At 50.2% G+C, this 23942-nt stretch carries 20 protein-coding genes and 1 pseudogene; 10 read left to right on the top strand and 11 right to left on the bottom strand.

The features are described 5' to 3' along the window. Positions 1-96: 96 nt before the first annotated feature. Positions 97-1926, bottom strand: coding sequence for a CvpA family protein (locus ACTQ3R_RS02995; protein ID WP_441777919.1), 1830 nt, complete (start codon positions 1924-1926; stop codon positions 97-99). Positions 1927-2111: 185 nt separating this feature from the next. Between ACTQ3R_RS02995 and gltX the strand changes: the two genes are divergently transcribed. After that, on the top strand, positions 2112-3599 hold the full coding sequence (gene gltX, locus ACTQ3R_RS03000; RefSeq protein ID WP_441777920.1) for a glutamate--tRNA ligase: 1488 nt from the start codon (positions 2112-2114) through the stop codon (positions 3597-3599). Between the two features lie 71 nt (positions 3600-3670). On the opposite strand, the gene ACTQ3R_RS03005 is transcribed toward gltX, so the two are convergent. After that, positions 3671-4030, bottom strand: a complete 360-nt coding sequence (locus tag ACTQ3R_RS03005; protein WP_441777921.1) for a PadR family transcriptional regulator — start codon at positions 4028-4030, stop codon at positions 3671-3673. A gap of 166 nt (positions 4031-4196) precedes the next feature. Here ACTQ3R_RS03005 and ACTQ3R_RS03010 point away from each other — a divergent pair, with 166 nt between their 5' ends. Then, the gene (locus tag ACTQ3R_RS03010) at positions 4197-4769 is read left to right on the top strand and encodes a VanZ family protein (RefSeq protein WP_441777922.1); all 573 of its coding nucleotides are present in this window, start codon (positions 4197-4199) and stop codon (positions 4767-4769) included. 134 nt (positions 4770-4903) lie between these two features. Here the strand turns inward: ACTQ3R_RS03010 and ACTQ3R_RS03015 are convergent, their stop codons facing one another. The 5 genes from ACTQ3R_RS03015 to ACTQ3R_RS03035 form a co-directional block, all read right to left on the bottom strand. Further along, positions 4904-10165, bottom strand: a complete 5262-nt coding sequence (locus ACTQ3R_RS03015) for a DEAD/DEAH box helicase (protein ID WP_441777923.1) — start codon at positions 10163-10165, stop codon at positions 4904-4906. Positions 10166-10167: 2 nt separating this feature from the next. Continuing rightward, a complete protein-coding gene (locus ACTQ3R_RS03020; RefSeq protein ID WP_441777924.1) occupies positions 10168-11187 on the bottom strand; it encodes a hypothetical protein in 1020 nt (339 codons plus the stop codon). A gap of 5 nt (positions 11188-11192) precedes the next feature. Then, on the bottom strand, positions 11193-13256 hold the full coding sequence (locus ACTQ3R_RS03025; protein WP_441777925.1) for a coiled-coil domain-containing protein: 2064 nt from the start codon (positions 13254-13256) through the stop codon (positions 11193-11195). After that, complete coding sequence (locus tag ACTQ3R_RS03030) at positions 13249-14733, bottom strand: hypothetical protein (protein WP_441777926.1); 1485 nt, start codon at positions 14731-14733, stop codon at positions 13249-13251. Before ACTQ3R_RS03030 ends, ACTQ3R_RS03025 begins: the two co-directional genes overlap by 8 nt. 96 nt (positions 14734-14829) lie before the next feature. After that, the gene (locus tag ACTQ3R_RS03035) at positions 14830-15063 is read right to left on the bottom strand and encodes a helix-turn-helix domain-containing protein (RefSeq protein WP_087348015.1); all 234 of its coding nucleotides are present in this window, start codon (positions 15061-15063) and stop codon (positions 14830-14832) included. Positions 15064-15278: 215 nt separating this feature from the next. Between ACTQ3R_RS03035 and ACTQ3R_RS03040 the strand changes: the two genes are divergently transcribed. Genes ACTQ3R_RS03040 through ACTQ3R_RS03050 form a run of 3 tightly spaced genes read left to right on the top strand, consistent with a single transcriptional unit; the run spans position 15279 to position 16059 of the window. Further along, on the top strand, positions 15279-15599 hold the full coding sequence (locus ACTQ3R_RS03040; RefSeq protein ID WP_441777927.1) for a DUF6809 family protein: 321 nt from the start codon (positions 15279-15281) through the stop codon (positions 15597-15599). Then, a complete protein-coding gene (locus ACTQ3R_RS03045; RefSeq protein WP_441777928.1) occupies positions 15596-15982 on the top strand; it encodes a hypothetical protein in 387 nt (128 codons plus the stop codon). The genes ACTQ3R_RS03040 and ACTQ3R_RS03045 overlap by 4 nt, the downstream gene beginning before the upstream one ends. Continuing rightward, positions 15952-16059, top strand: coding sequence for a DUF6550 family protein (locus ACTQ3R_RS03050; RefSeq protein WP_441777929.1), 108 nt, complete (start codon positions 15952-15954; stop codon positions 16057-16059). The genes ACTQ3R_RS03045 and ACTQ3R_RS03050 overlap by 31 nt, the downstream gene beginning before the upstream one ends. A gap of 45 nt (positions 16060-16104) precedes the next feature. Here ACTQ3R_RS03050 and ACTQ3R_RS03055 read toward each other — a convergent pair whose 3' ends face one another. Next, positions 16105-17064 carry a sigma-70 family RNA polymerase sigma factor gene (locus ACTQ3R_RS03055; RefSeq protein ID WP_441778052.1) on the bottom strand — a complete coding sequence of 320 codons (960 nt, stop codon included), beginning with the start codon at positions 17062-17064 and terminating at the stop codon, positions 16105-16107. 2 nt (positions 17065-17066) lie between these two features. Continuing rightward, a complete protein-coding gene (locus ACTQ3R_RS03060) occupies positions 17067-18191 on the bottom strand; it encodes a DUF6076 domain-containing protein (RefSeq protein ID WP_441777930.1) in 1125 nt (374 codons plus the stop codon). A 149-nt stretch (positions 18192-18340) separates the two neighbouring features. Here ACTQ3R_RS03060 and ACTQ3R_RS03065 point away from each other — a divergent pair, with 149 nt between their 5' ends. The 5 genes and pseudogenes from ACTQ3R_RS03065 to ACTQ3R_RS03085 all read left to right on the top strand — a co-directional run. Further along, positions 18341-19411, top strand: coding sequence for an AAA family ATPase (locus tag ACTQ3R_RS03065; RefSeq protein ID WP_441777931.1), 1071 nt, complete (start codon positions 18341-18343; stop codon positions 19409-19411). 201 nt (positions 19412-19612) lie between these two features. Beyond that, complete coding sequence (locus ACTQ3R_RS03070; protein ID WP_441777932.1) at positions 19613-19924, top strand: plasmid mobilization protein; 312 nt, start codon at positions 19613-19615, stop codon at positions 19922-19924. Between the two features lie 3 nt (positions 19925-19927). Continuing rightward, positions 19928-21283, top strand: a complete 1356-nt coding sequence (locus ACTQ3R_RS03075) for a relaxase/mobilization nuclease domain-containing protein (RefSeq protein ID WP_441777933.1) — start codon at positions 19928-19930, stop codon at positions 21281-21283. 48 nt (positions 21284-21331) lie between these two features. Next, on the top strand, positions 21332-21610 hold the full coding sequence (locus ACTQ3R_RS03080; RefSeq protein WP_441777934.1) for a hypothetical protein: 279 nt from the start codon (positions 21332-21334) through the stop codon (positions 21608-21610). Between the two features lie 70 nt (positions 21611-21680). Continuing rightward, positions 21681-21869, top strand: a pseudogene (locus ACTQ3R_RS03085) (recombinase family protein); the annotation flags it as partial. A gap of 63 nt (positions 21870-21932) precedes the next feature. On the opposite strand, the gene ACTQ3R_RS03090 reads toward ACTQ3R_RS03085, so the two are convergent. Together ACTQ3R_RS03090 and ACTQ3R_RS03095 are read right to left on the bottom strand one after the other, a co-directional pair. Then, a complete protein-coding gene (locus ACTQ3R_RS03090; protein WP_009447114.1) occupies positions 21933-23609 on the bottom strand; it encodes a recombinase family protein in 1677 nt (558 codons plus the stop codon). 106 nt (positions 23610-23715) lie between these two features. Continuing rightward, positions 23716-23937, bottom strand: a complete 222-nt coding sequence (locus tag ACTQ3R_RS03095; protein ID WP_118092135.1) for a transposon-encoded TnpW family protein — start codon at positions 23935-23937, stop codon at positions 23716-23718. Between the last annotated feature and the right edge of the window lie 5 nt (positions 23938-23942).

Genomic DNA, 23942 nt, shown 5'->3' on the forward strand with positions numbered 1-23942 from the left:
ACCTCTCCCCTATTTGTATGAGGGAAGGGGCGGCAAACAGAAGTAAAAAAAGACCGCCGGGCCCTGGTTTTTCCATAGGCCCGGCAGTTTTGGTCGTTAGGCGGCGTTTTCGCTGTTCTGGGGGTCGAGTTTCTTTCCCTCTATACCGGAGAAGAGGGCCTCCCCCTGGTCAGGGGTCAGCTGGATAGCGGAGGCATTCAACACCGCATCCGCGCTCTTCCGGGCGTTGATGGTCAGGCTGTACCCGTCCAGGATGGAGCTGGGCTGGGCCACGGCGCTCTCGTCCTGGGGAGCGGGAACGGCGTGGTCGATGGTCACCTGGTCCCCTGCGTTGAGGGTCACCACCTCCCGGTTCTGGGCGGCGGAGATGGAGTAGAAGACCTCCTCCCCCTCCAGGCGGATGAAGTAATAGGTGTTCCCTTCCAGAACGGCGGTGCGGATCTCAGCCACGATGCCGCTGGCCTGGGTCTGGGGAAGCTCCTCAGACTGGGTGATTCCCTTGTCGGAGAGATAGCGGATATAGCTCTGCTCACACTGGGAAACGCTGGTGCCGGTGGCCACGATCTGGTACTGGGCCACGTTCACCATGGCATACATCTTCACCAGGTTGTCCTGGCCCTTCAGGGGGATGAAATAGGTGGGCTCCCCGGCGATGTTGATGAGCAGAGGGAAGGTGGCGATATAGCCCAGGTCCTGGACCACGCTCTGGGCCGAGGACATGGCGGCGTACTCGGTGGCGCCGGCGGCGGTGTAGAATTTGGTCTCTTTGGTGCGCTGGTTGGAGAGCAGGAAGCCCAGGTTGGACTGGTCGGCGTTGGCGGAGGTGACGCCGGTATAGACATACACATCATCGTTGAGGGCGATGTAGTTATACCCCTCCGTGGTCACGGTCACATCCCGCTGGCCCAGAATGGAATTGATAAAGCCGTTGATGAGGGTGCCGTAGTAGTCATACTGCTCCATGATGAGCTGGGGGGTGTAGACGTTGTCCACCCAGGTGGGCACGTCGGCGATGTCGTAGTAGGTGCTCTCGCCGGTGACGGCGTTGCACAGCACCGCCCCCTTGATGTCCTTGCCGCCGAACAGGCCGATGGTCTTTACCACACGGGGGGCGATCCACCAGGGCTGGCCCTCCTCGTCAATTTCGAACTGAGGGGTGTCGAACATGAAGGTGGGATACTGGAAGCGCAGGTGGCGCATGATGTTGCGGTTGAGGGGCTCAGAGAAGGAGTACTTCATCCCCTCGGTAAGGCGCACCACGCTGGCCTCCTGGGTGACCATGTCCACCAGCACATAGGCGGGCAGGCCCTCTCCCCGGTTGGTGAACCACTTGATAAGGTCGGCGTAGGCAATGGGGGCCACCCGCACAGGACGGCCCTGGTAATTGATCTGGGTGGAGTCGTTGGAGTACTCAAACTGGCTGACCATGTCGCTGAGGGTACCCATCTGGCGGTCACCCAGGTACTCGGCGCTGTCCCGGTCCAGGGTGGGGATCTTGTCAAAGGAGATCTGGCTGATGTCCTGGGCAAAGGTGCCCTTTTCCACCGTCAGAAGCTCCCGGTAGGCCCCCGCCCGGAAGATGGGCAGAGAGATGATCTGCCCCACCAGAGCCACGGCGACCACGGCCACAAACAAAATGCCAACAGGCAGGCAGCTCTGCTTGATAAACTTCAGCCATTCCCGCACCTGGGCCTTGGGGGTGCGCACCACGTTGTCCCCCGCCTTGGCGGAGAGAATGAAAATGGAGATGGTATACACCACGCACAAAAGGGCCAGGAAGGTGTAAAAGTCCGCTGACTGGGGGTTCAGGGCGGGCAGGGACACATAGAAGTCTACAAACCCCACCGCCGCCGTGATGAGCAGGCTCAGCAGGATCCTGCCCCCTTTTCCCATGGGCTTGCGGGCCTTGGAATCGTTGTTTTTCAAATTGATTTCTCCTTTTTGACACGGCGCAGTCCCGCCGTAAAATTAGTTATAGGATATACGCTTTCGGGAAAAAAAGCAATGAAGAACAGATTAAAATTTCTGAAGAATCCCTAGCCTCTTGTCAAACGGGGAAAAATCAAATATAATGGCCCCACAGCGCAAACTATGTAATGGAGGAAGAAATTATGGCTTTGGACATGAAGTATTTTGAGGAGATGGAGGCCAAGATCCCCCACGTCAAGGTCCGTACCCGCTTCGCCCCCTCCCCCACCGGCTATATGCACATCGGCAACCTGCGCACCGCCCTGTACACCTGGCTCATCGCCCGCAACGCCGGGGGCACCTTTATCCTGCGCATTGAGGACACCGACCAGACCCGCCAGGTAGAGGGCGCCACCGAGCTCATCTACAAGACCCTGGCCGAGTGCCATCTGGACCACGACGAGGGTCCCGATGTGGGCGGCCCTGTGGCCCCCTATATCCAGACCCAGCGCCGGGACACCTATGGCAAGTACGCCCGCCTGCTGGTGGAGCGGGGCCACGCCTACTACTGCTTCTGCGAGAAGACCGAGAGCGAGGAGGACTCCGGGGACTTTAACCGCGCCGCCGACCCCTGCCGCGACCTGCCTCTGGCCGAGGCCCAGGCCCGTGTGGACGCAGGCGAGCCCTATGTCATCCGCCAGAAAATCCCCCAGGAGGGCACCACCACCTTCCACGACGCCATCTTCGGCGACATCACCGTGGAGAACAAGACCCTGGACGACCAGGTGCTGCTCAAGCGGGACGGCCTGCCCACCTATAACTTCGCCAACGTCATTGACGACCACCTGATGGGCATCACCCATGTGGTCCGGGGCAGCGAGTACCTGTCCTCCGCCCCCAAGTATAACCTCCTCTACGAGGGCTTTGGCTGGGAGATCCCCACCTATGTCCACTGCTCCCCTGTTATGCGGGACGCCAAGCACAAGATGTCCAAGCGCCACGGGGACCCCTCCTATGAGGACCTGCGCAACCAGGGCTTCCTCACCGACGCCATTTTGAACTATGTGGCCCTGCTGGGCTGGTCCCCCCGTGGAGAGATCGCCGAGCAGGAGGTGTTCTCCCTGGAGGAGCTGGCACGCGCCTTCGACCTGGAGGGCATGTCCAAGTCCCCCGCCATCTTTGACATCGAGAAGCTCACCCACTTCAACGCCATGTATCTGCGCGCCATGTCCCCCGAGGACTTTGCCAAGGCCGCTGAGCCTTATATCCGCCAGGTCGTAAAGGATGAGCGCCTGTCGGTCTCCGACATTGCCGCCCTGCTCCAGGCCCGGTGCGAGCGCCTCACCGACATCCCCGAGAAGGTGGATTTCTTCGACCAGCTGCCTGAGTACAGCGTGGACCTGTTTACCAACAAGAAGTCCAAGTGCACCCCCGAGGTGGCCAAGGACATGCTCGCCGCCGCTGTAGGCATGCTGGGCAACCTGAACACCTGGAGCCAGGAGATGATCCACGACAGCCTGGTGGGGCTGGCTGAGGGCATGCAGGTGAAAAATGCCACCCTCATGTGGCCGGTGCGCATTGCCGTGGCCGGTAAGGCAGTCACCCCCGGCGGCGCCGTGGAGATCTGCCAGATCCTGGGCCAGGAGGAGACGGTGCGCCGTCTGAAGCTGGGCCTGGAAAAGCTGGGCTGAGCTCCATACCATAAAACAGCAAAGGAACCGGAAGCATTTCGCTTCCGGTCCTTTTTTTCATTCATTCCATTTTAGGCCCCATCAATGATCCCGTCCAGGGCGGCCGTAAACTGCCGGTATTCCCGGAGCAGCTCTTCCAGATAGCTCCGCCCGGAATCGGTAATGGCAAAATAGATCCGCACCCGGTTATCCGGGGACACTGCCTTTTCCTGCTCCCGGATATATCCCCGGTCCTGAAGGCGGTAGATGGACAGGTACATGGTATTGAAGGTGATGACGCCGCCGCTGCGCTCCTGGATGGCGGCCATCATCTCATAGGTGTACATAGGCCGTTCCCGCAGCAAAACCAGGACCATCATCTCCGTGGTGGCCTTTTTTAGCGCAATTTGAATGTTTGTGGATGTTCCTGCACCCTTTTTCTTCTGTTCCATGGCAATTCCCACTCTTGTTAGTCTGATTTTATTGTAGATTTCCATTATTGGTTTGTCAACAATATTTTTTATTGACAAATAATAAAGAAGACGATACAATGGGGACAAGGGTAAGGCACTTTTCCATCCGTTGCCTGGTGTTTGATTCCATTTGAGGAGGGTTACCATGATCGCGCTATTATTGGAGGTGCTGGTTTATCATCTGCTTCCCCTGCTCGGCGCCGCTCTGGTGTCCGGCTGCGGGTATCTGCTGATCCGGGTGAGCTGGGGCAAAGCAGCGGGAAAAGCCTTTTACTGGGAGCTGGAACTGCCCCGAGTGCTGTTTGCCGCCTATCTGGCCTGTCTGCTGCTCCTGATCTGGGAACCGGGGGGTCCGCCCTTCTCCGGGGTCTTTTCTCTGAACTCCCGCATACTGGACTGTATTCAGGGGACCTACATCATCGGGCCTTGGATAGCCGCCATGTGGGTGGGGTACGCCCTGCTGTTCCTTCCTCTGGGGTTCCTGCTCCCCTGCCTGTTCGGCCGGGTCCACGGGCGAAATATTCTGCCTTGGACTATGGCTGCTGTGCTGTTTCTCGAATTGGTGCAGCCGGCGCTGGGGCGCAGCTTTGATATTGACGATCTGATCTGCGGCTTGACAGGCGCACTGCTGGGATTTCTGCTCTTCCGGGGCCTGCGGGTACTCCGGGAGCTGCTGGGCCGCCGCAGGGCTTCTCTCCCCTCCAACTCCGAACAATAGGTCACCGCTGAAAAAGCGCCGCCGGGAAAGTGCTCCATCTCATAGGGAAACAAACTGAACCCCCAGGGGCACTACCGGTACGGAACAAACGGAATAGCCGCAAGCTATCGTGTGATGGCTTGCGGCTATTCATATTATAGGCTGTCTAAAATCGTTTTTAATGCATAGGGTTTAGCATATTTCAAATGCGCATCACTCACAAAAATGGTGTTTTCTTCTATTGGCTTTGTCCACATAGCCGGATATACTACTACTTTCTTTTTGCTATAACGCCCCTCTGCCCAAACTGATTCGTGATTAACATCGATATGTATGCCGGAAATCTGGAGGATTTGTTCCAAGGATTTCAAAAGATACTGCTGTTTTTCGTATGGGACTGCAGATACTCTTGCTCCTGTTTCTCCCCAGTTCAATAAATCAAGTGCAGCCTTACGATCGAGAACGCTGTGGATATATTGATTTCGATAGTGCTTTAGGCAGCTGTGGCAAGCGCTGTCACAGGTACAGCCTTCGAGAAGTTCTCGAGTTTTGGTAAGTAGCTGTCGAATAGAGGATTCAATGCTAACAGCATAACCGGCACCACTTGAAAGGCTATCATACAAGTAGATATCAACGAAATCTCCATTGCGATTTTGTCGAACACGAAAACCAGTCACAAGCTCTGTAAATTCAATGTCCAATTCCTGACATGCTGCCAAGCGCAAGCCTTCCGCAAGAGACTGTCCAGCACGGTTAAGCCAAGAATTCCTGGTGGGATTAGTATCGATCTGCTGTCGATCCAAAGCAAATTCCAGAACAAGCATATCTGTAACAAAGTCATATCCAAGATTCACATTGATTGTATCGCTATGTTTGCAACGTGTTTTAATGAATTTGGATCTATACGGACGCAAAACATCCTTAAGGACTGCGGGGTCATCTCCGGGCATTGCAGCACCGCAGTCGCAGCAGATTGTGAATCCCTTACCACTAACACCATTGTTAAGCATGATGATTCGCTGATTGGGACGAACCGCCATTCGGATGTTGGCGCATCCATTAACCGCCGTAACATCATCTGCATCGGGTAGTGTGGAATATAGAGGTTGCTGAGTTGCTGAGTATTCTTCATTCAATTGTGCCGTTTCAATGGATGTGGCATTTCGTGGTGCAAATCCCCATGGGCGTAGCATTGGCAACATATTTGTCAATGCTTTATTGCCGCAGAAAGGACAAGTATCAGGGTTATCCTCTTCTAAGCCAAACCAACCGCACTGACTGCAGGTACGAATGCTTTTCCGGTAACTTGCATCCTGAATAAATGCTTTGGCTGGAGATGCAGCAGTTTTTTCGCTCCGCTCTCCTCCAGGATAATACAAACCACCAATCTGGTAGGTCGTCTTATCAACAACAATCGCTCTGCCAGGCGCATATTCACCAATGGCAACATCCAACCCTCGTTCAACCTGATATTTTACCTTCCCGCTGACATCGGAAATATATGTGCTAACAACATTTTTGGGGAAAGAATAGGTAGGTATAACACCCTCTTCATAAAGCGCATCCAAAAGCGATTTTTTCCCAGAATCACTGCTATCATCTGTTTCAAACAATTCAGGATGATCATCTCGTTTTTGCTTCAGCGCCGACAGAGATTTTTTAAGTTCATCTGTGTAGCTACCTAATGCACCTTTCGATCCAACGGGCACAAGAATATCATCTTTACTAATTTCAAAGATTTCCAAAAAGCGGCTGAAAGGCTGTAGGTGTTCATCCAGAAATTCAATGGCAGGAATAGCATCCAAACTGTTTGATTTCTCTCTCAGATAGGTTTGAAGTGCAACCATACCAAGATGTCGCTGGGTGATTTTCTCGCTGCTGATATCAATCCACGGTTTTCTGGGATCGCCTCTGAACATAGGCACTGGGTTGGAAAAGTACAGTGAATCATGTGGTCCATCTTCGCAAAAAGTAACAATGGTAGACAGACTTGAGCCGCGACGGCCTGCACGACCAGCACGCTGCTGATAATTCTCACGCATAGGAGGAATATTCCGCAAACCGACAGCAACCAACGATCCGATATCGATACCTACTTCCATTGTAGTCGTGCTGCTTAGAATATCGACAGGCGCTTCGCCGTTCTGCAAAAAATCCTGAAACCGTAGCTCATACTGCTCTGTTCTGGACCAGAGTTCATCCCGCTGATCTTTATGGGAAAGTTGTGCAGTATGTTCTTCGGTATCAATTACACGAATGGTGTCACCTTGAAGCGCATCCTCAATGGGCTTACGCCAAAAATCCAATGCATCAATTTCTTCCGTTGTCATGGGATGAATCTTTTCACACTGACAACTTGGGCATTTCCCTTTCAGTAAATACGGCGTGAGCTCTGAACAGCGTTCACAACGGAACCACGTGTGTTCTAAATCAAAGCGCGGTTTTATACGAGAAAGGTCAATATAATACTTTCCGTTGGAAGATGAACCTTCATCCATAAATGTTTCCCGCAAAATTTGGCTCCACTTTGCAGCAACAGAATCATTATCGCTCCATCCCATTATTTCGCGGATATCGGTAGAAAACTTTTTGTTCTTATCAATGCCATATCCCACATAGTTTGGACGCACTTTTTCACGAATCACATCCGGGATGGTATGTCCAAGGATCACCGAAGTGTCACAAGTTGAAAGAATCCATGCGTTAAAGAATTCCATGAATTCTTCCTCACTTACTTCGACCCCTGCTTCCTCTAACGCATCAAGTGCATCCCATTTTGCAGCATCCGTAGGTTCTATCCAACTGAGGGCTGAATCAACCAGCGTATTATATCCCCCACAATAAAAGCGAATGAGCTGTTCCTTCATTTGGGTGGGCGCATTATCAATGGTGAAGCGAGGAGTGTACTGTTGCCCACGTTTCCTTGCACGTGTGTAATTCTTCAGTGCCTGTGTTCCATGCTCAATTAACCGTTCTCGTTGTTTTTCTGTCTCGCTATCATGGAAAATTTGAACATGATGCTCCACAGCTACCATTGCAAAGTAGTCATAGAAATAGTTCATGGACTGCTCTGCAACTTCGTGTTCCATTCGATCAATGGCAAGCACCGCAAGCTGTCGGGCCGCAGTCATATCAGATGCGTCAGACATATCTCTTGCCAGCTTAGCTGCACGTTGGCGGCTATCTGAGAAAAGCAGAACTTTCCGCCCCTCGTTTGGAAGTCTATCGGGATCGCCTGTTTTCCCTGGAACCGCAGGTTGAGCTTGGAATTGCGCTTTAATCAGATTGAAGAAGGACTGGTTGCCTCTTGTATTAAAAGAGGTCAGTTGCATCTTAGATAGTTCATGCCGACAATGCGGACAGGTGGAAAATGTCAGAATGTCCGGTCGGGCCTTTGCTGTGAAGCCGCTATAATACAGCTTTCTGATGCCCTGCTTTCCATCCAAGGAATCATCAGAAAAGTCGATGAAGCCGCTTTGAACATCTAAGTAGCAAGGCGAAATTTTATTCTGTCCTTGACGTTCTGGCAATCGATAACCTGCAGACGGAATGAAAAGATGTATTTCTTTAACCTCATCTTCATTTATCATACCAGGTTGATGCCAGAGGTATGTACGTCTTCTGGCTTCAAAATCTTGCTTCAGCACAAAACCTCTGAAGAAAATACTACCGCACCGGCGATCATTGTATAACTCATAAATCGTGCTTCCGCATTCTTTGCAAGTAAGATTACCATCCGAAAAATAGACCTCACCCAATGTTAATCCATTTTCCGTGTGCGAATGAGGACAGTCTGGATTAGTACAAGCGTAAACGCCCTTGATTCCACGAAAAAGCATATGCATTCTTGCTGGAAACAGAACACTTCCACTTTCGCTTCGCGCCAAAGGTGCGATTGAAAGCATAACACTGACAGCGTGCAGGGCATCTTCTAAACTGTTATCAGGAAAGATAGACTCCGCTAATTCTTGTAAAGAGACTGCTGTTCCGCGGCAAAGTTTGAACATTTGGCAGAATGGTACATAGTCTACCAAATGGTCGTATAGCCATTGGTATGCATCTTCAGAGGAAACGAATGGAGCAGGACTATTGGCAATACCTGTCCAAAATCCATTGAGTGCCATAAGGCGCTCGGGATCATCGCCCTCAAACGCATCCGGAATAGATTCTTTAAATTTACTGAAGGGAATATGAACTGCACTTCCGCTGCCTATTTCCTCTCGTTCGCCAGTGAGATAACAGAACGGATGCATGTCGTCAGATGCAGTCAATTCATTTGCAAATGTCCTGACGGCCTTCCGGTCATTCTCGTTATTGTTGGGCATACTTGCGGTAGTCAATATAAATTGAACTCTACTGCGATTAATGCCCAAACGGTGGAATAAACGCCGTATGAGCAATGATACCTCGCCGCCTGCAGAACCACGATACATATGCGCTTCATCAATGACAAATAGAAGCTTATTATTCGGATCTGCATTTAGCCATGCCTGAGTATCTGACCATATTTTATGCTCTCTTGGCCGAAGAAGCATATATTCAAGCATGGAGTAGTTTGTAATCAAAATATCGGGGCAGAATTGCTGCATTTCAAAACGAGTTACCAGTTCTGCATCCTCATCGTTCGGAATATGTTTTCCGTTATAGAGTTTTTCAAGGAATTCATCAAAATTTTCTTTGGCCGGTAGTTTTCCGTCCTTAATGAGTTTCTCTAAAAAAGCTTTTTCTTCATCGTTTTCAGGATTGACCATACGGGAATATGTTGCCGCAAGTGAACGGTCCTCATTACGTCGGGGCTCCTTACCTGCATAAGGAGTTCTTCCGGTATACATGCCGAATTGAGGGCGGCGGGAATTATTTCCACATGCGGTGCGGAATATATTTATAAATCGGTGGTCTGGATCACCAATCAAACGGCGCAAACGACTAATCTGGTCAGAAACCAGGGCGTTCATAGGATACATGATAATCGTTCGGACGCCACGCATAGCCCAGCTATCCGGGCTATTTCTTGCTTCTGAAGCAAGTTTTGCCATCAAGGGCCACATAAAACATTCCGTCTTACCAGAGCCTGTACCTGTTGACACAAACAGATCCTGACCCTCAAATGCCGCTTCCAAAGCGGAAATTTGGTGACAAAAAGGTGATGGGTATACGCCAAGATTGGCATCTGATAGCGCCTTAAAATAGTCTTTCAGCCAATCAGGTAACTTGGGAGATGACTGGATTCCATTTGTCGTACTTTTGTAAGCAGGTGATGATTCAACATACGGTTTTTGATAAAGAACACCTTCTTGATTCAGCTTATTTTGTGCAGCGGACAGCAAGATAGGCGACTTCCCAAAATATTGCGACTTTATATAGTTTTCCAGAGCTTCACGCAGTTGCAAGTGAACTCCGTTTGCACCATTGGACATAATCATTCCTCCACAAAGCAGTAACCCATTGATTCCAACTCATGTTTGAACATAGGATAGATTTGCCTTGCCATCATTCTTGTAAAGACTTGGGGCGTTTTTGATGTAAAATCATATCGCACAGGCCAGCTATAGAGTTTGAAGAAGTTTTCTTCCGAAGGTGGCAGACGATAGCCAAGTTTGATTTCTATCAGACTTCCCTTTGCCTTCGTTTTGATTTCTGGAAGTGTTCCATGTTTTTTTAGAAGTGATATTGCAATCCTTCTATATTCGCCGTGGTTGCCTGGAACATTCGAAAAATAGTCCCGCATTCTCCATTCTGGAATCGGTGTATTCAGAAATACCCCATTACTGTATCGATAAAATACAAAAATTTTATTTGGTTCACCATATCTTGCAAGGGATATATGGTCATTTTTTTCGGGAATCTGTTGCCAATACCCCCATTTAAATGGAGGATCAAGCCGCAGAAACTCTGAGTTATCTGGCCATTCTATTTGCTTCCATTCGCAATGCGCCAACAGTTCTTCGAGATAGCTTTCAAACGACTGCTTCTGCAAACCAAACATTGATGATATTGTCCTGTCGGAAGTTGAAGTTTGAACGGAATAGAAACCCAATCCGCTCATAAATAACTTCAAGTCAGGTGAAATACCTCTGTGAAGAACAAGATCCCCATTTCCTCCAGTTGCAAGAGCGGCTGGGGATATTTGATAAGCGGAATGATAAAAGAACCCATTTCGCAGATAGATAGAGTACATTTCCTCAATCAGATCCGTCTTGTCATGCGGGAGGAGAAATCCAATCTTCGGATAAATGCCTTCATAAGCATCAAAAATCTGGCCAATTCTGCTTTTGAAGTGCTGAATAGAAACTGAACCTCCATCCTCGGTGTGATCCCAAAGCGAAGCGAGAGCCATTTGCCCAGCAACACTATAAACGACCCGACAAACCCATTCGTTGTCATCTGACTGCGGAATATTTAATTGCCTTCCAATTGAAACAATTAGGTCGTTTATCATATCGTTCACTCTTCCTCAATATATCTTGCAACTTCAGCTTTTACCGAACTGGAGATTCCGCTCTCGCCTTCAATAACATCCTTTAAGACATCCAATCTCCCGGTAAGTACGCAGAGAGGAAGCACACCAAAGAGCAGTTCCAAGTCCTTATCTTTTGCGGGATTCTCCAAAATGCATTTTGCATCGGACAGGACACGAGTTAACTGGCCCAATAGGAGTTTGCTAAGGCCCAAACGCTTAAATGCAGATATCCGGAGAGACTGTTTTTCCTCAGAAACATATGGTTGGAACTTCTCAGCGCGTTTACTTGGCCATGTCTCGAGAGCAGGTAAACTTCCTATAAAACATTCACTCAGGACGGGGAGCATGTAATTATAAAGGCCTTTCGGCTCAATAAGCATATCCTCGACATATGGATGGGTCCAGATTATCTGCTTTTTGAGTCTTGTAAACTTCTGCGGTAATGCATCCGTCCACCCTTTTCCGAACATATTTTGAACCGACACAATAGAATCGTCAGCCTCGCTGATTCTTTCCACTATAGAAAGGTCACATTCATCTCCTAAAGTCAATTGTCCTGCTCCGTTTGCGTACATCGAAACAGACAGCACCTCAGCAATATCCTGTCCCCCAGGGCCTGCAATCAAAGTTGGCACATTGTTGATATGGGTTGCATACAGAAAAGCAGTGAGCATTGAGCAGAAGTCTGGTTCAATGCCCAACGCACATGACAAATTCTGATAGATTGCATCATATTCATTGCGCCAGCTTTCTGCGAGTTCAATATCCTCATCAGAATATTGGCCACTGGTACTGCTGTATTGCCATGAGGCAGGGGGATTCCCATACGGCAAGGTTGCATTTGACTGAGGCAGAAAAACAGAAATATCAGCAATGAATCCTGCCATATCTTTTTGCGCGTCAGCAATTTTCTGGCGCACTGCGACCAGCGTTTCTTTTCCAATCGATTCGTATTGCTCTATCTCGGCAATTAACCGGTCCAGTTCACCTTGTTTTGCGGCAATTTCTCCAAGCAACTCACTGTGCTGTTTTTCTGCAATAGATATTTTTTGTTCCATTTCTGAAACTTCTGACTCGGCTTTGGCAATTTCAGCAGCATGAGAATCATGCCATTCCACGGATACGGCTTTTTCACATAATTCTCTTAATCCATCGTGATTCTTTGCGATTTCAGCCAATACATTAATGTCGATATCGCCGACTTTAATCAATGCATCTGCTCGATTAACAAAATCATCTACTGTCTGTTTTGCCTGGTCCGGAGTACAATTTAGTTTTTGAACAATTGCGTCGTACAAAGATTCTCCACAAATCTTCTCAAGAAGAAGTTTGCAATGTTTCCATTCTGCCTTGGTGGCACCAATACACTCCCTAAACAAAGGCCATGTGGTGCGTTCAAGAATGAGTGTGCGAATAACGTCGTCTGTGTTTCCTATTGAAATATATCCAGAAGGCTCTCCCATCTGAAGTGTTTTTAGAAATCTTAGGTTGCGATCATCCCCATTAAAGACATCCCCGGAGGAAATTGTGTAGACGGGCAGGTAGTAGATAGTTTCCGAAAGTTTTGCGCATCGATCCACAATATCGAATTCATTTGCGCGGCATAGCACTCCCGAAAGTTGTCCAAACTTCGATTCGTAGCAAAAAAGTGTGTTACATAAATATGTTTGGGTATATACAGTTCCAGTTTTGAGTTGTGCAACGATATCCTCTATCGATTTTGCTTTGAGGGGCACAATGCGAACGGGGCAAACATCCTGAACATAATAAGACAGTATCTGATCGATTGCAGGGTTATCGGGCTTGGGAATGGCGCTCCATTCCCATACGCCTATTGTTCCGATGGCAGATGGTCCACCATCTCGGTATTGAAACTGATACTGATACCAACAATCACGATTTTCAAATCGATTATCCTCACGATCTGATTTAAACGGTATATGTAACTTGCCGTTTTCAATGTCTGCCAAACGATGCAACCATACACGATCATCATGATGGTCTTCAATATAACATAACGAAGTGAATGAAACTTCGGTATCAACCATTGTTATCCCTCCCAAAATTATTTTGAATGGTTTTCCTGAGCAAATTTAAAGCTGTACGGGAAATTTCGCCTCGCCGCAAAGCCATGCAGAGCCATTTTTGCGTTTGGGGATATTTCGAGAATTTACTGACAAAACTTCCAACTGCATGCGTTACAGGAATCATCGGGCCAGAGCAAGAACTCAATTTTTTGACAAGTACAGCATCCAGCAACATAACATCCATGTTGACGGTTTCCTGCTCAAAACGAATGGAGCGAATGTAGTCGCAGCCTTGATAAAAATGTATCTCTGTGCCAAATGATAGTTCGTCGATTGTTAAATGCTCCTCGCCAGAAAGCTTGTAGATATATTCGGTCTTACCGTTTCTTTGAACCACAGCCTTCCCATCATACGGGCAAGAAACTGATATGCACTTTAATTTAGGGAGTTTTGCATAGCTCTCTTCATTTAGCGTGTTGCCAGAATGATCAGATATGATTATTGCTGGTAACGGCGCCTTTTTGCGCAGGGGTTGCTTTACCAAATAGGAGAATCCCAATGCTCCAGATTTTCCAAGTGAGATTAACTGTTCTCTTTCCCTGGTATAGAGCTTGTATAATTTCCCGTCTTGAGTACCCAGCACATTCGCAGTTGCGGGGTATGATTTCAGTTCGGCATCATCACCGCATAAATAGAAGTAAAATTCCGCTGAGTTGTGGTATATAAAATACGGATCCTGGATGTATGCTGGCCATATAGGATAGAATTTGGTTGGTTTTTCAGTTAAGAAAATAGCATATTTAAGGAAAAACTTTGCGGAGCGTTCTGAAAACTTTTTAATGCGAATTTTATATAAATACCAACTATTGAAAGAGTTTGCGCGCGTTTTGGCTATTTCTATTGCTTCGATATCTGCAGGGAAAGTATATATTGGATGCCGTTGCAATAAATAATAGAAATTTCCGGCATACGCCTTTCCGCCAGATTGTAGAATCTGGCCAGTTCGTCCGTCAAAGAAGGAGCCAGCCTGGTTGATTCCCGGTATATTGTTGGACCAAAATCTTCTTAATTCGGGATTAGCATTTATGTATTCAACACAGTAAATCTGGCTTGGAATAGAGCCAACACTCAAGTAGGTGGTTCCAATCCGCTCAATTCGCTCAAACGAGTACTCATAAACTTGGTGTGAATCTCCGGCTATCTTAATTTTGTCGCAGTGTGCCTTGTTGTCTGGAGGGTAGAAGAACCCTAATTGTAGAGAAAATATCGATCCTGTTACAACAAGGCGCAAAGGCATTATATGGCTGTTAAGTGCTCGTAGCGATCGACCGTAGTTTGGATCAAAAGAGGCTTGGCGTTCGTCGCATTCTTTATTGGGAGAGGCCGGATCATGACGGAAGTGTTGAACATTCATACCAGGGGCGGTAAGTAAAACATTTTGTGCGCATAATTCACACACAAAATGGCCGCTTCGTGCTGACGCACCATAGGGATACATCTTGCAAGCCTCTTCTACCGTGATACGACGATATCCAATTTTAGAATCCCACACGCATACATGAGTTAATGGCATCCCTCGTCACCCTCGTTCTTGTTACAACGACTCGGAATTGTAAGCCGATGTGTCATCTCTGATAAAATCCATCATTTCTCCTGCATTACAATTCATAACATCTGCAATTTTAAGGAGAACCGATAGATTTACTTCTTGATTTTTGCGAAGTTTAGTGAAAGTAGCAGAAGAAAGTCCTGCACGCTTGCGTAGCTCAGCTTTGCTCATCTCTCGTTCAGCGCAAAGGACCCATAATTTTTTGTAAGTTACTTTCATGGTTTCACCCCGAATAAGAAGGATTTATAAAATTATACTACTACGAACCACATCTGTTTTCAACATATTTCGCTTTTTCGCGAGTTGTTTCGATTGCATGAATTAAAGTTATCGCGAATCTAAACGCTTTTTCTCTACGAGTGATTTTTAAAATATTTTGTTGGCTATTCCCCTCGTTCTGTGGTATGGTGTGTTGCTACCAGGAGGTGCAACGCATGAAAACATTACTCAAGAACCTGTACGACTGCTTCTATACCCCACCCGAGTTTTCGGAACAGAAGCAGGAAGTGGAAGAATGCCACCAGGCACTGATCAAAGCGTTAGAAAAGCCGGAACGGCGGCTGGTACTTCGAATCATGGATGCCCAGAGTCTGATGGCGGAGGAACGCTCCATCGACAGCTTTATCTCTGGATTTGAGCTGGCGTGGCAGCTCTCCATGGAACTGAATCAATATGAAAAAGAGCGCTCAGTCTCTCGCTGTACGGCGAAGAGATCGAGCGCTCTTTCCATGTCCGGAATGGAGGAAGCAACATGAAGAAACGAATCGTCGCCGCTGCAACATTCGCCGCCTGTCTGGCCCTGTGTGCCGCTGTGTGGCCGCAGGACGAGCCAGCCGGGGAAACACCCGCACTGCCCACACCAGCCGCTGAAATCGCCACACAGCCCGAAGTTCCGGAGATAGCAGAGATGGAAGAAGTTATATCACCAGAGGATGAAAAGGCGGAAGCAACACTGCCGGAACTGGGTGAGGAAGCTGACATTGTCCCGGAGCCATCGCCTGCTCAAACGCCATCAGCGAGTGAAGTACCGGTTCTACCTGAACAGGATGTCACACCCCACAAGAACCAGAACCTGCCCCGGCTTCGCCTGACAGCGCACCGGACAACATGGTCTACGTGCCAGGTTTCGGCTGGATAGAAAGCCAGGGACCCAACCATGCGGAATACGCCGAGGATATGTACGAGAACGGTAATAAAATCGGGATCATGGGATAAATGAAAAGCAGTGCGGTATCAGGACAAAGACTGGTGCCGCACTGCTTATTCTGCGTTCTGCTCCAATGCGTCGCTGAATATCTCATGGACATGGATCAGCGAAACAACTTCACAGAGAAACCGCTCTGCCAGTTCTTTTTCGTCCATCCAGGTGGTCTGCGGCGGCATATAGTAACCGGAATCAGCTTCTGCCTCCGCTCTGGCCTTGCGAATGGCTTTCTGGATGGAGAGCCACTGGCCGTAAGTGCCGCCGTTCAACTGCTTTCTCAGTTTCCGGATGGCAGCCTTATATGCTTTCTCCGCACCACTGGGTCCGTTGTAGTTGAGCCGGATGGCCAGTTCCTGAAAGGTCATGCCCTGCTCATTGGGCTGGCCAATCCCCAGATAACAGCGCACCAGATTCAGCTCTCTGGGGCTCAGCTGCTCCTCCATACGCTGGAGGAGCAGCTTCCGGCGCATGAAGCGGTCGTAGGCCCTGGCGGGGTCACCACCACAACCAAGGTCAAAGACACGCTCGCCCAAAGACTCGATCTGAAACACGGTACGGTATTCCTCCAGCAGACGCTTGGCTACTTTGGCAGAGACCGTCAGCTTCTCTTGAATGGCAGGCAGAAAATCTGTTTCGGTTTCTTGCTCATGGGTGGCATAGAGAAACGCCACCTGGCGCAGCTGGTAGTAACGGTCCAGCGGGAGCGACAAGGAAAAAGAACCTTGGGCAGCACAGTCCCGCATGGCCGTCTCAATGGCGGGGGTTGCGTAGGTCAGCAGCTTTGTTCCATAGGAGGGATCAAACCGCGTTGCTGCGTCCAGCAGTGCCAGCGCCCCCTCCTGCTTGAGGTCGTCCACCAAAAAATCCTGAGAAAATTGCTCGCAGTAGCTTGTGGCCAGCATAGTCAGATATCCCTCGTTCTGGGAAAGCAGGAGCGGTGCGGCCTGCGGATCGCCTTCCTGTATCCGCAGTGCAAGCTCCTCGTTACTCAGGCAGAGATCATCACAGCGGTACATGCTCACGGCTTCTCCTCCTGGGCAATACGCGCTTTTGCCTGGGCATAGATCGCTTCCTGCTCCATATCGCAGGCATAGCCGTTGGCAGCATAGTCGTTGTCCATGAGCGCCTTATCCCGCAGGCTCTCCGCTACATACAGCGCTTCATTGCGCAGCTCGTCGGAGATCTTTCCTCTCTGGTGGTGCTTTCGAATGGTGTTGGTACGGGTGGTGAACAGACGGTAGACCGGGTGTTGCTTGTTTTGCTCCTTCTGCCGCATCATAGCGCCGTACTGCCGGCAGGTCATGCGGGGATCCTGAGGCGCAATCCCATCGCAGTATTTTGGCATATGGCCGTTGGTGGTCAGAAAGTATGTTCCACAGCCACAGCACCGGCTGGGCGCATGGCCGTGCTGCAGTCCGTTCATCAGGTCAAAGATGTAGAAGCTGATGGCATGGTCAAAGAAATACCGGTTTACAAATACGGTTTCCTTTTCCTGTTTCGGGTGTCGGGCAAAGACATAGGAGGATCTCAGATCCGGTGTGATGGTGAATGGCTCAATATCCGGTACCGGCAAATCACGCATCATATCCCAAAACCATTCGCTGTTGAAGCAGTCGTGGGCGGCCATGGCGAAGAAGGTCTCCGTCCGCTTCTTCAGCCGCCGCAGATAGCCCTCCTCAAAATATCGTGCCGCCACGGCGAAGTGCTGGATGCCCAGGGGGATACTGAAGGCAGCGACCAGATAGCGGAAGAAAAATTCCCGGACGGGCGAAGCCGGCTTCAGCAGGTCGTTGTGGGACGCCGGGGAAAACAGCACTTCCAATGTGCGCTGCTCCTGCCCTTTGTCCATCAGGCTGTACGGCGGACAGTGCCACAGGGCATCCAGCAACTTCTCCAGAGAGGTTCGGGTCCCGTCCAGCAGGTTGATAAATTCACCTCTCTCTGCCAAGGCCAGGGCCTCCACCTGATGGCTGATGGCGCCGCCGTGGGTGACCAGTTCCCGCATGGTCTCCTCGGGAACATTCAACAGTTCGGCGGCAAAGTAGCCGGCCGGGTAGACGGTCTCGTTGAAAAAGATCTGATCCTGCCAGACATCCATTGTCAGATGAAGGAAATTGTTGTTCTGCCTGATCCCCAGTGGCATAGGGCCACCTCCTCTGTCCTATATCTGTTTTCAGCCTGTCTTGCGATATTCTCATTTTATCAAAATCCCCCCAATAATCAAGTGAAAGGACAAGAGCCACGGTGGCCGTGTGGTTCTGTCCTTATCTTTTTTACAAGGGGATGATCTTGATGAGTAAAACAAAACGACTGCAAACCATCGACGGTGAGAGCCTGATGAGCCTGCCGCTGACACCACTCAACTTCGTGGTGGACACGCTGCTGTCTCAGGGATTGCACATCCTTGCCGGCTCTCCCAAGGTGGGAAAGTCCTGGCTGGCTCTGTGGCTGTCCGTCATGGTGGCCAAGGGCGAACCCGTCTGGGCGATGTCCGTGAAGCAAGGTACCACCCTCTATCTCTGCTTGGAGGATTCCGTTCTCCGTATCCAGAACCGGCTCTTTGAGATCACCGAAGACGCACCAAGCAGCGTCCACTTCTGCACGGAGTGCGCCCTCATTGGACAGGGGCTGGAGGAGCAGGTGGAAACATTCCTCACTGCCCACCCGGACACGGTACTGGTCATCATCGACACGCTGCAGATGGTTCGTCCGGCTCGTGACGCAACCTACGCCAACGACTACCGCGACCTCTCTGCGCTGAAACGGTTGGCGGACAAGCACGGTATCGCCATCCTGCTGATCCATCATCTGCGCAAGGAAACCGCCGACGATGTGTTCAATCGCATCTCCGGGACCACTGCCATCAGCGGTGCGGTGGATTCCAGCTTTACGCTGGTGGAGGAACGGCGGGGAAGCGGCAGGGCAAAGCTTTCCTGTATTGGCCGTGACATTGAATACCGGGAGCTGACACTGGAGCGCAACGGTGAAAATGTGTGGGAGTTGGTGTCGGACAGCCGGACACAGCCAGAGCTGCTGGGCGATCGCATCGTCTATCTTCTCTCTGAACTGATGCGTGACCGAACCGAATTTATCGGCACTCCCACAGAGCTGTCTGAACGAATCGACCCTGTGGGTGTGGAGCGTATCTCCCCCAAGAAAGTGTCCCGACAGATCGTGCAAAACCTTGACGCACTAAGCAAAATCGGCATTTCCGTTGTGGTGCGCCGCAGCAACGGAAAGCGGCTCATTGAGCTGCGCCGTGCCGAAAGTGACGATACCCAGGGTGTCCCGGCAGTCGACCCTGTTGACCCTGCCGGGGCGCCGTGCGGTCATTTGCGGGCGGTTTCCGGGCGCAGCGAGTAACCCACCGCAAAGCAAGAAAAACGCCGTGTTGGCCGTTTGTGGCCGAAGGAGGAGTGCAGGTGTCCGGCGCGGTGAAATCACCTCCCTGGAGGTGGCCAGCATCGCGTTTGTCTGGTCACCGGCACAGCCGCCGCCCGCCTTCCGCCTGTTTGCGGGGCACTGCCCCACACCCCATTTTTACGAAAGACTGGAGGAAACGACATGAAAAAAGACATCAAATTCAGCACCCGGATGGCGTCCGCAGACCGGGAGGCCATCAAGGAATTGGCGAAACGCTCCGGGATGTCCATGAGCGACTATGTGACGGCCTGCTGTTTGGGAAAGCAGGTGGTGATCGTTGATGGACTGAAAGAAGTGCTCAAGGAGCTGAAGTCCATCGGAAGAAATCTGAATCAGCTCGTCACCCTGGCGCACATGGGGCGCGTCACGGTGGTCAATCTGGACAGCGTGCGTCAGGCGTTCTCTGACCTCTGCGCCGCTGTCCGGTTAATCCTGGAACGAAAGCGGTGGTGAGGGATGGCTATTATCAGCTTCACCAATTATAAGCGGGGCCAGACCACCGGGTGCATGGGAGCCGTGATGCGGTACACCATGCAGGACAAGAAAACTGAGTTCGAGGGGCAGCGGTTGATTACAGGAATCAACTGCCAGCCGGAATCTGTCTACGCAGACTTCATGACTACCAAGCGGCTGCATCACAAAACCGACGGCGTACTGTTCTACCACATGGTGCAGAGCTTCCCGAAAGGTGAAGCGGTCGATCCGGCCACCGCTCATGCAGCAGCATTGAAGCTGGCTGAGTACTATGAGGGGTATGAAGTTCTGGTCTGCACTCACACAGACCGGGAACACATTCATTCCCACTTTCTCATCAACTCGGTCAACTTCGACACGGGAAAGAAACTGCACATCGCAAAGGAGCAGCTCCAGGAACTGCGGCAGCGCAACGACCAGGTCTGTATGGAATTTTCTCTTCCTGTGTTCCAGCCCAAGGATAGGAAGCAGAAAACCAAGACCATGACGGTCGGCGAGTATCACACTGCAGCCCGTGGCCAGAGCAAAAAACTGCAGCTCATGAACATCATCAACGACTGTATGCGCCACGCCTCTACCCGTGAGGAGTTTATTGCGCTGATGGAGAGCGAGGGCTACAAGGTACGCTGGGAAACCTCCCGGCGGAATATCACCTACACCACACCCAGCGGCTGGCAGTGCCGTGACCGCCTGCTGTTCGGGGACAAATATCTGAAGGAGAGTATGGAATATGAATTCAGGATCAGAGCAGAAATTATCCATGGACGAGCTGCTGGAAAAGAACCGACCTGCGCAGATGGTACAGACCACGCCGCAGCCTCCAGCGCAGGAGCTGACACCGCCTCCCGAAGTGTGTCCCACGAAAGCGGAGTGGGAGGATCTGCTGAGCGACCTCTGCACACTGGGGTACCACACCGAGAGACAGACTGGCTATCTCAAGAAGGCCAGCGAACTGCTGGCGCAGCTCCCGACCCGGACGCAGATGGACGAACTGCTGAAAGCGGTGAAGCATCTGGAGCAAATGAGCGAACAGGCTGGGAAACAGAGCGAGAAGCGTTTTTCTCTGCCCAGCATCAGGCTGCCCAGACTGCGGCTGCCGCACCTGGATGGCCCCACATGGGCGGTCCTGCTGATGGGGACAGCAGCATTGCTTCTGCTGTGGTGGGGCTTGGATACCGTCTGGAGCAATCTCAGTCTGATGCTCCCGTGATGGACAGCACCACAATGCACCCGCATACATACAGGAAAACGCTCCGTAAGAAGCAGCAAAAGAAAATCGCCCAGGGCCACGCCGAGGACGATCACGAAGAAGAACAGACTTGGCAGCAGACCATGTGACGGTCTGCTATTTTGTTGCCCGAATTGGTTTTGGGGGAAAGGAACGCTATGAAAAGTGAATTCGAAGTGTATATGGAGACGGGTATCCTGGGCAGTTATATGCCGGAGCGAGCGATCGGCTTCCGGGACGAGAATACGATCACGCCAATTTACCGGGATACATCCTATCACGAAACGGAACATGGTACGGAGCTGCGCCGTGAGATGATTGTGGGCGGACGCAAATTCTTTGTCCGCTCCATCTTCTCAGCTGCCGAGAAAGCAAAAACACCTACGGAACAGATGCTCCAAATCATCGACAGTGATTTAGAAAAAGGTTCGATTTGAGGATAGACATTGGGCAGGAGATACGGTATGTTTGTTGTTACCGTATCGGCTTGCCCGGAAAGGAGTAGCAATGGCAAGCAACGAAAAATATACCGTCCTCTATGGCCGACTGAGTCAGGAGGATACGCAGAAAACAAATAAGGCGGATGACTCGAACAGTATTCAGAATCAAAAACTTCTGCTGGAGAAGTATGCAGCTGAGAAAGGATTCACCAACACCCTCTTCCTGTATGACGACGGTTACTCGGGAACGAATTTTGTTGAGGTAAGATAACGTAACCTTTTTTGCAGAGGGCGTTATCTTACCTCTTTTTGATGTATGTTAGATAGCATAACTCTTTACGTCGGCTCCTATCTGTCTGAAATAGGAGATACTTTCGGTAGGCTTGTCGCCCGTATCAACTCTGCCGACAAAGCTATAAAAGATTTCGATTTTGCGGGTGTTCGTTTCCTTATCCAGTTCGTGAATAAGAATACGGTCAATAAATTCATGGACGTTTTCGTAGGTCAGTTCGGTAATGGCGGTGTATCTGCGTACCAGTGCGACAAACCTTTTCACGTCCGCGCTGCGCTCGGTGGCGTTGTCGATTTCCTGTGACAGCTCCGCAATCCTCCGGGTCAGCGTCTTTTTTTCTTCATCATAGCCGGAAGTCAGAAAAGCAAACTGTTCATCAGAAAGTTTCCCTAAAGCGTTGTCCTCGTAGAGCTTGCGGAATAAGATGTTCAGCTCGCTAATGCGGCTCTGCGCCTTGTCAAGCTCTTTCCGCTGCTGTGTCAGCGTCTTTTGTACTGCCTTTGCGCTGCACTCGTTGGCGGTTTCGATAAACTCCTGTTCATGCTCTTTCACATAGGACAGCACCCTCTGTAAATCAGCAAGGACAAGTTCTTTAAGGACGCTCTTTCGGATATAATGGGTAGTGCAAAGCTCGCCAGTCCTTATCCTGTTTCGGTACTTTCCGCAAGTGTAGGCGTGTTTGCGTTCCAGTGTCCCGGCTCCCTGTTGCAGATACATTTTATAGCCGCAATCTCCACAAAAGAGAAGTCCCGAAAAAATGTCAATTTCATCAACCTTTGTAGGGCGGTGTTTGGTAGCAATCCGTTTCTGTGCAAGGTCAAAGGTTTCTTCGTCAATCAAAGGTTCGTGCGTGTTGGGGAAAAAGTATTGCTTTTCCTCCGGGTTCTTTTTCGTCTTTTTCGATTTGTAAGATACCTTATAGCTCTTGCCCGTAATGGTATGCCCCAAATATTCTTTGCGTCCAAGAATATCATACAGTGTCTTATCCGGCCAGTTATAAATACAGGTCGGGTGCGGGCGCGGGTGGCGGCAACTGCCGGAACGACGGTAGCGCAGTTCTGAAACAGTAAGTACCTCATGTTCCCGTAGCCAGTTCTGGATTTCGCAGATACGGTCGCCGCGCACATACATAGCGAAAATCTGTTTTACAATGTGCGCCGTTTCCGGGTCGGGCAATAGATGATTGCGGTCGTTTGGGTCGGCTATGTAACCATACGGCACTTCGCCGTTGACACGCTCGCCTTTCTGTGCCTTTGCCTGTTTAACAGCCCGGATTTTCTTTGAGGTGTCGCGGGCGTAAAACTCGTTGAACCAGTTCCGCAGAGGGGTAAACTCGTTATCTTCCCTCGCTGTGTCTACACCGTCGTTAATGGCAATGTAGCGCACTTCATATTCGGGGAAAACAATCTCTATCAGTTCGCCGGTTTTCAGATAATTGCGTCCCAGACGGGAAAGGTCTTTTGTTATGACGGTCGCCACGTTCCCGGCTTCAACCTCATGCAGCATGGCTTGAAGCCCCTCACGCTCGAAACTCACGCCGGAAAATCCGTCGTCTACAAAAAAGCGCGTATTGAAAAAGTGGTGTTCGTCAGCGTACTTTTGTAAAATCAGCTTTTGGTTCTGTATGCTCTCGCTTTCCCCGGCCTGCATATCTTCCTGGCTCAATCTGCAATATAAAGCGGTAATCTTGTCTGTCTGTAACATTTTGTCCTCCTTTCCGACGACAGACAAGCATGGTATTTGTACTGTTTATATTATACCACATACCGCTGCCTGTGTCATGTATAAAATGTGAAGAAACGCCCTATTTTCAGGCGTTTACGGGGTTCAGCTCCATGTCTTTGCGAATGAGCTTTTTTATCTTTTTATCCAGTGTGTCCGTTGCGCGTTCACTTGCAGACGAACATACAAGGTAAGTAACTTTTCCGATTTTATGCTCCGTTGTGGTAACGGGCGTTTGGTTTTGCGTCAAAGAAAATCCCCCTTTCTTTCGCAAACATATAATACAGTCTATGAATAGCAGCAAGTCCACTATTC

This window comes from Lawsonibacter sp. LCP25S3_E2 (assembly GCF_052117285.1).
GTDB lineage: Bacteria > Bacillota > Clostridia > Oscillospirales > Oscillospiraceae > Lawsonibacter.

Excerpts from the sequence above, each read along its gene's own strand:
- gltX (WP_441777920.1), top strand. The coding sequence starts at position 2,112 with ATGGCTTTGGACATGAAGTATTTTGAGGAGATGGAGGCCAAGATCCCC.
- ACTQ3R_RS03080 (WP_441777934.1), top strand. The coding sequence starts at position 21,332 with ATGAAAAGTGAATTCGAAGTGTATATGGAGACGGGTATCCTGGGCAGT.
- ACTQ3R_RS03055 (WP_441778052.1), bottom strand. The coding sequence starts at position 17,064 with ATGTACCGCTGTGATGATCTCTGCCTGAGTAACGAGGAGCTTGCACTG.
- ACTQ3R_RS03035 (WP_087348015.1), bottom strand. The coding sequence starts at position 15,063 with ATGAAAGTAACTTACAAAAAATTATGGGTCCTTTGCGCTGAACGAGAG.
- ACTQ3R_RS03045 (WP_441777928.1), top strand. The coding sequence starts at position 15,596 with ATGAAGAAACGAATCGTCGCCGCTGCAACATTCGCCGCCTGTCTGGCC.
- ACTQ3R_RS03070 (WP_441777932.1), top strand. The coding sequence starts at position 19,613 with ATGAAAAAAGACATCAAATTCAGCACCCGGATGGCGTCCGCAGACCGG.
- ACTQ3R_RS03015 (WP_441777923.1), bottom strand. The coding sequence starts at position 10,165 with ATGTCCAATGGTGCAAACGGAGTTCACTTGCAACTGCGTGAAGCTCTG.
- ACTQ3R_RS03010 (WP_441777922.1), top strand. The coding sequence starts at position 4,197 with ATGATCGCGCTATTATTGGAGGTGCTGGTTTATCATCTGCTTCCCCTG.
- ACTQ3R_RS03030 (WP_441777926.1), bottom strand. The coding sequence starts at position 14,733 with ATGTATCCCTATGGTGCGTCAGCACGAAGCGGCCATTTTGTGTGTGAA.
- ACTQ3R_RS03065 (WP_441777931.1), top strand. The coding sequence starts at position 18,341 with ATGAGTAAAACAAAACGACTGCAAACCATCGACGGTGAGAGCCTGATG.
- ACTQ3R_RS03075 (WP_441777933.1), top strand. The coding sequence starts at position 19,928 with ATGGCTATTATCAGCTTCACCAATTATAAGCGGGGCCAGACCACCGGG.
- ACTQ3R_RS03020 (WP_441777924.1), bottom strand. The coding sequence starts at position 11,187 with ATGATAAACGACCTAATTGTTTCAATTGGAAGGCAATTAAATATTCCG.
- ACTQ3R_RS03025 (WP_441777925.1), bottom strand. The coding sequence starts at position 13,256 with ATGGTTGATACCGAAGTTTCATTCACTTCGTTATGTTATATTGAAGAC.
- ACTQ3R_RS03005 (WP_441777921.1), bottom strand. The coding sequence starts at position 4,030 with ATGGAACAGAAGAAAAAGGGTGCAGGAACATCCACAAACATTCAAATT.
- ACTQ3R_RS03040 (WP_441777927.1), top strand. The coding sequence starts at position 15,279 with ATGAAAACATTACTCAAGAACCTGTACGACTGCTTCTATACCCCACCC.
- ACTQ3R_RS03050 (WP_441777929.1), top strand. The coding sequence starts at position 15,952 with ATGGTCTACGTGCCAGGTTTCGGCTGGATAGAAAGCCAGGGACCCAAC.
- ACTQ3R_RS03060 (WP_441777930.1), bottom strand. The coding sequence starts at position 18,191 with ATGCCACTGGGGATCAGGCAGAACAACAATTTCCTTCATCTGACAATG.
- ACTQ3R_RS03090 (WP_009447114.1), bottom strand. The coding sequence starts at position 23,609 with ATGTTACAGACAGACAAGATTACCGCTTTATATTGCAGATTGAGCCAG.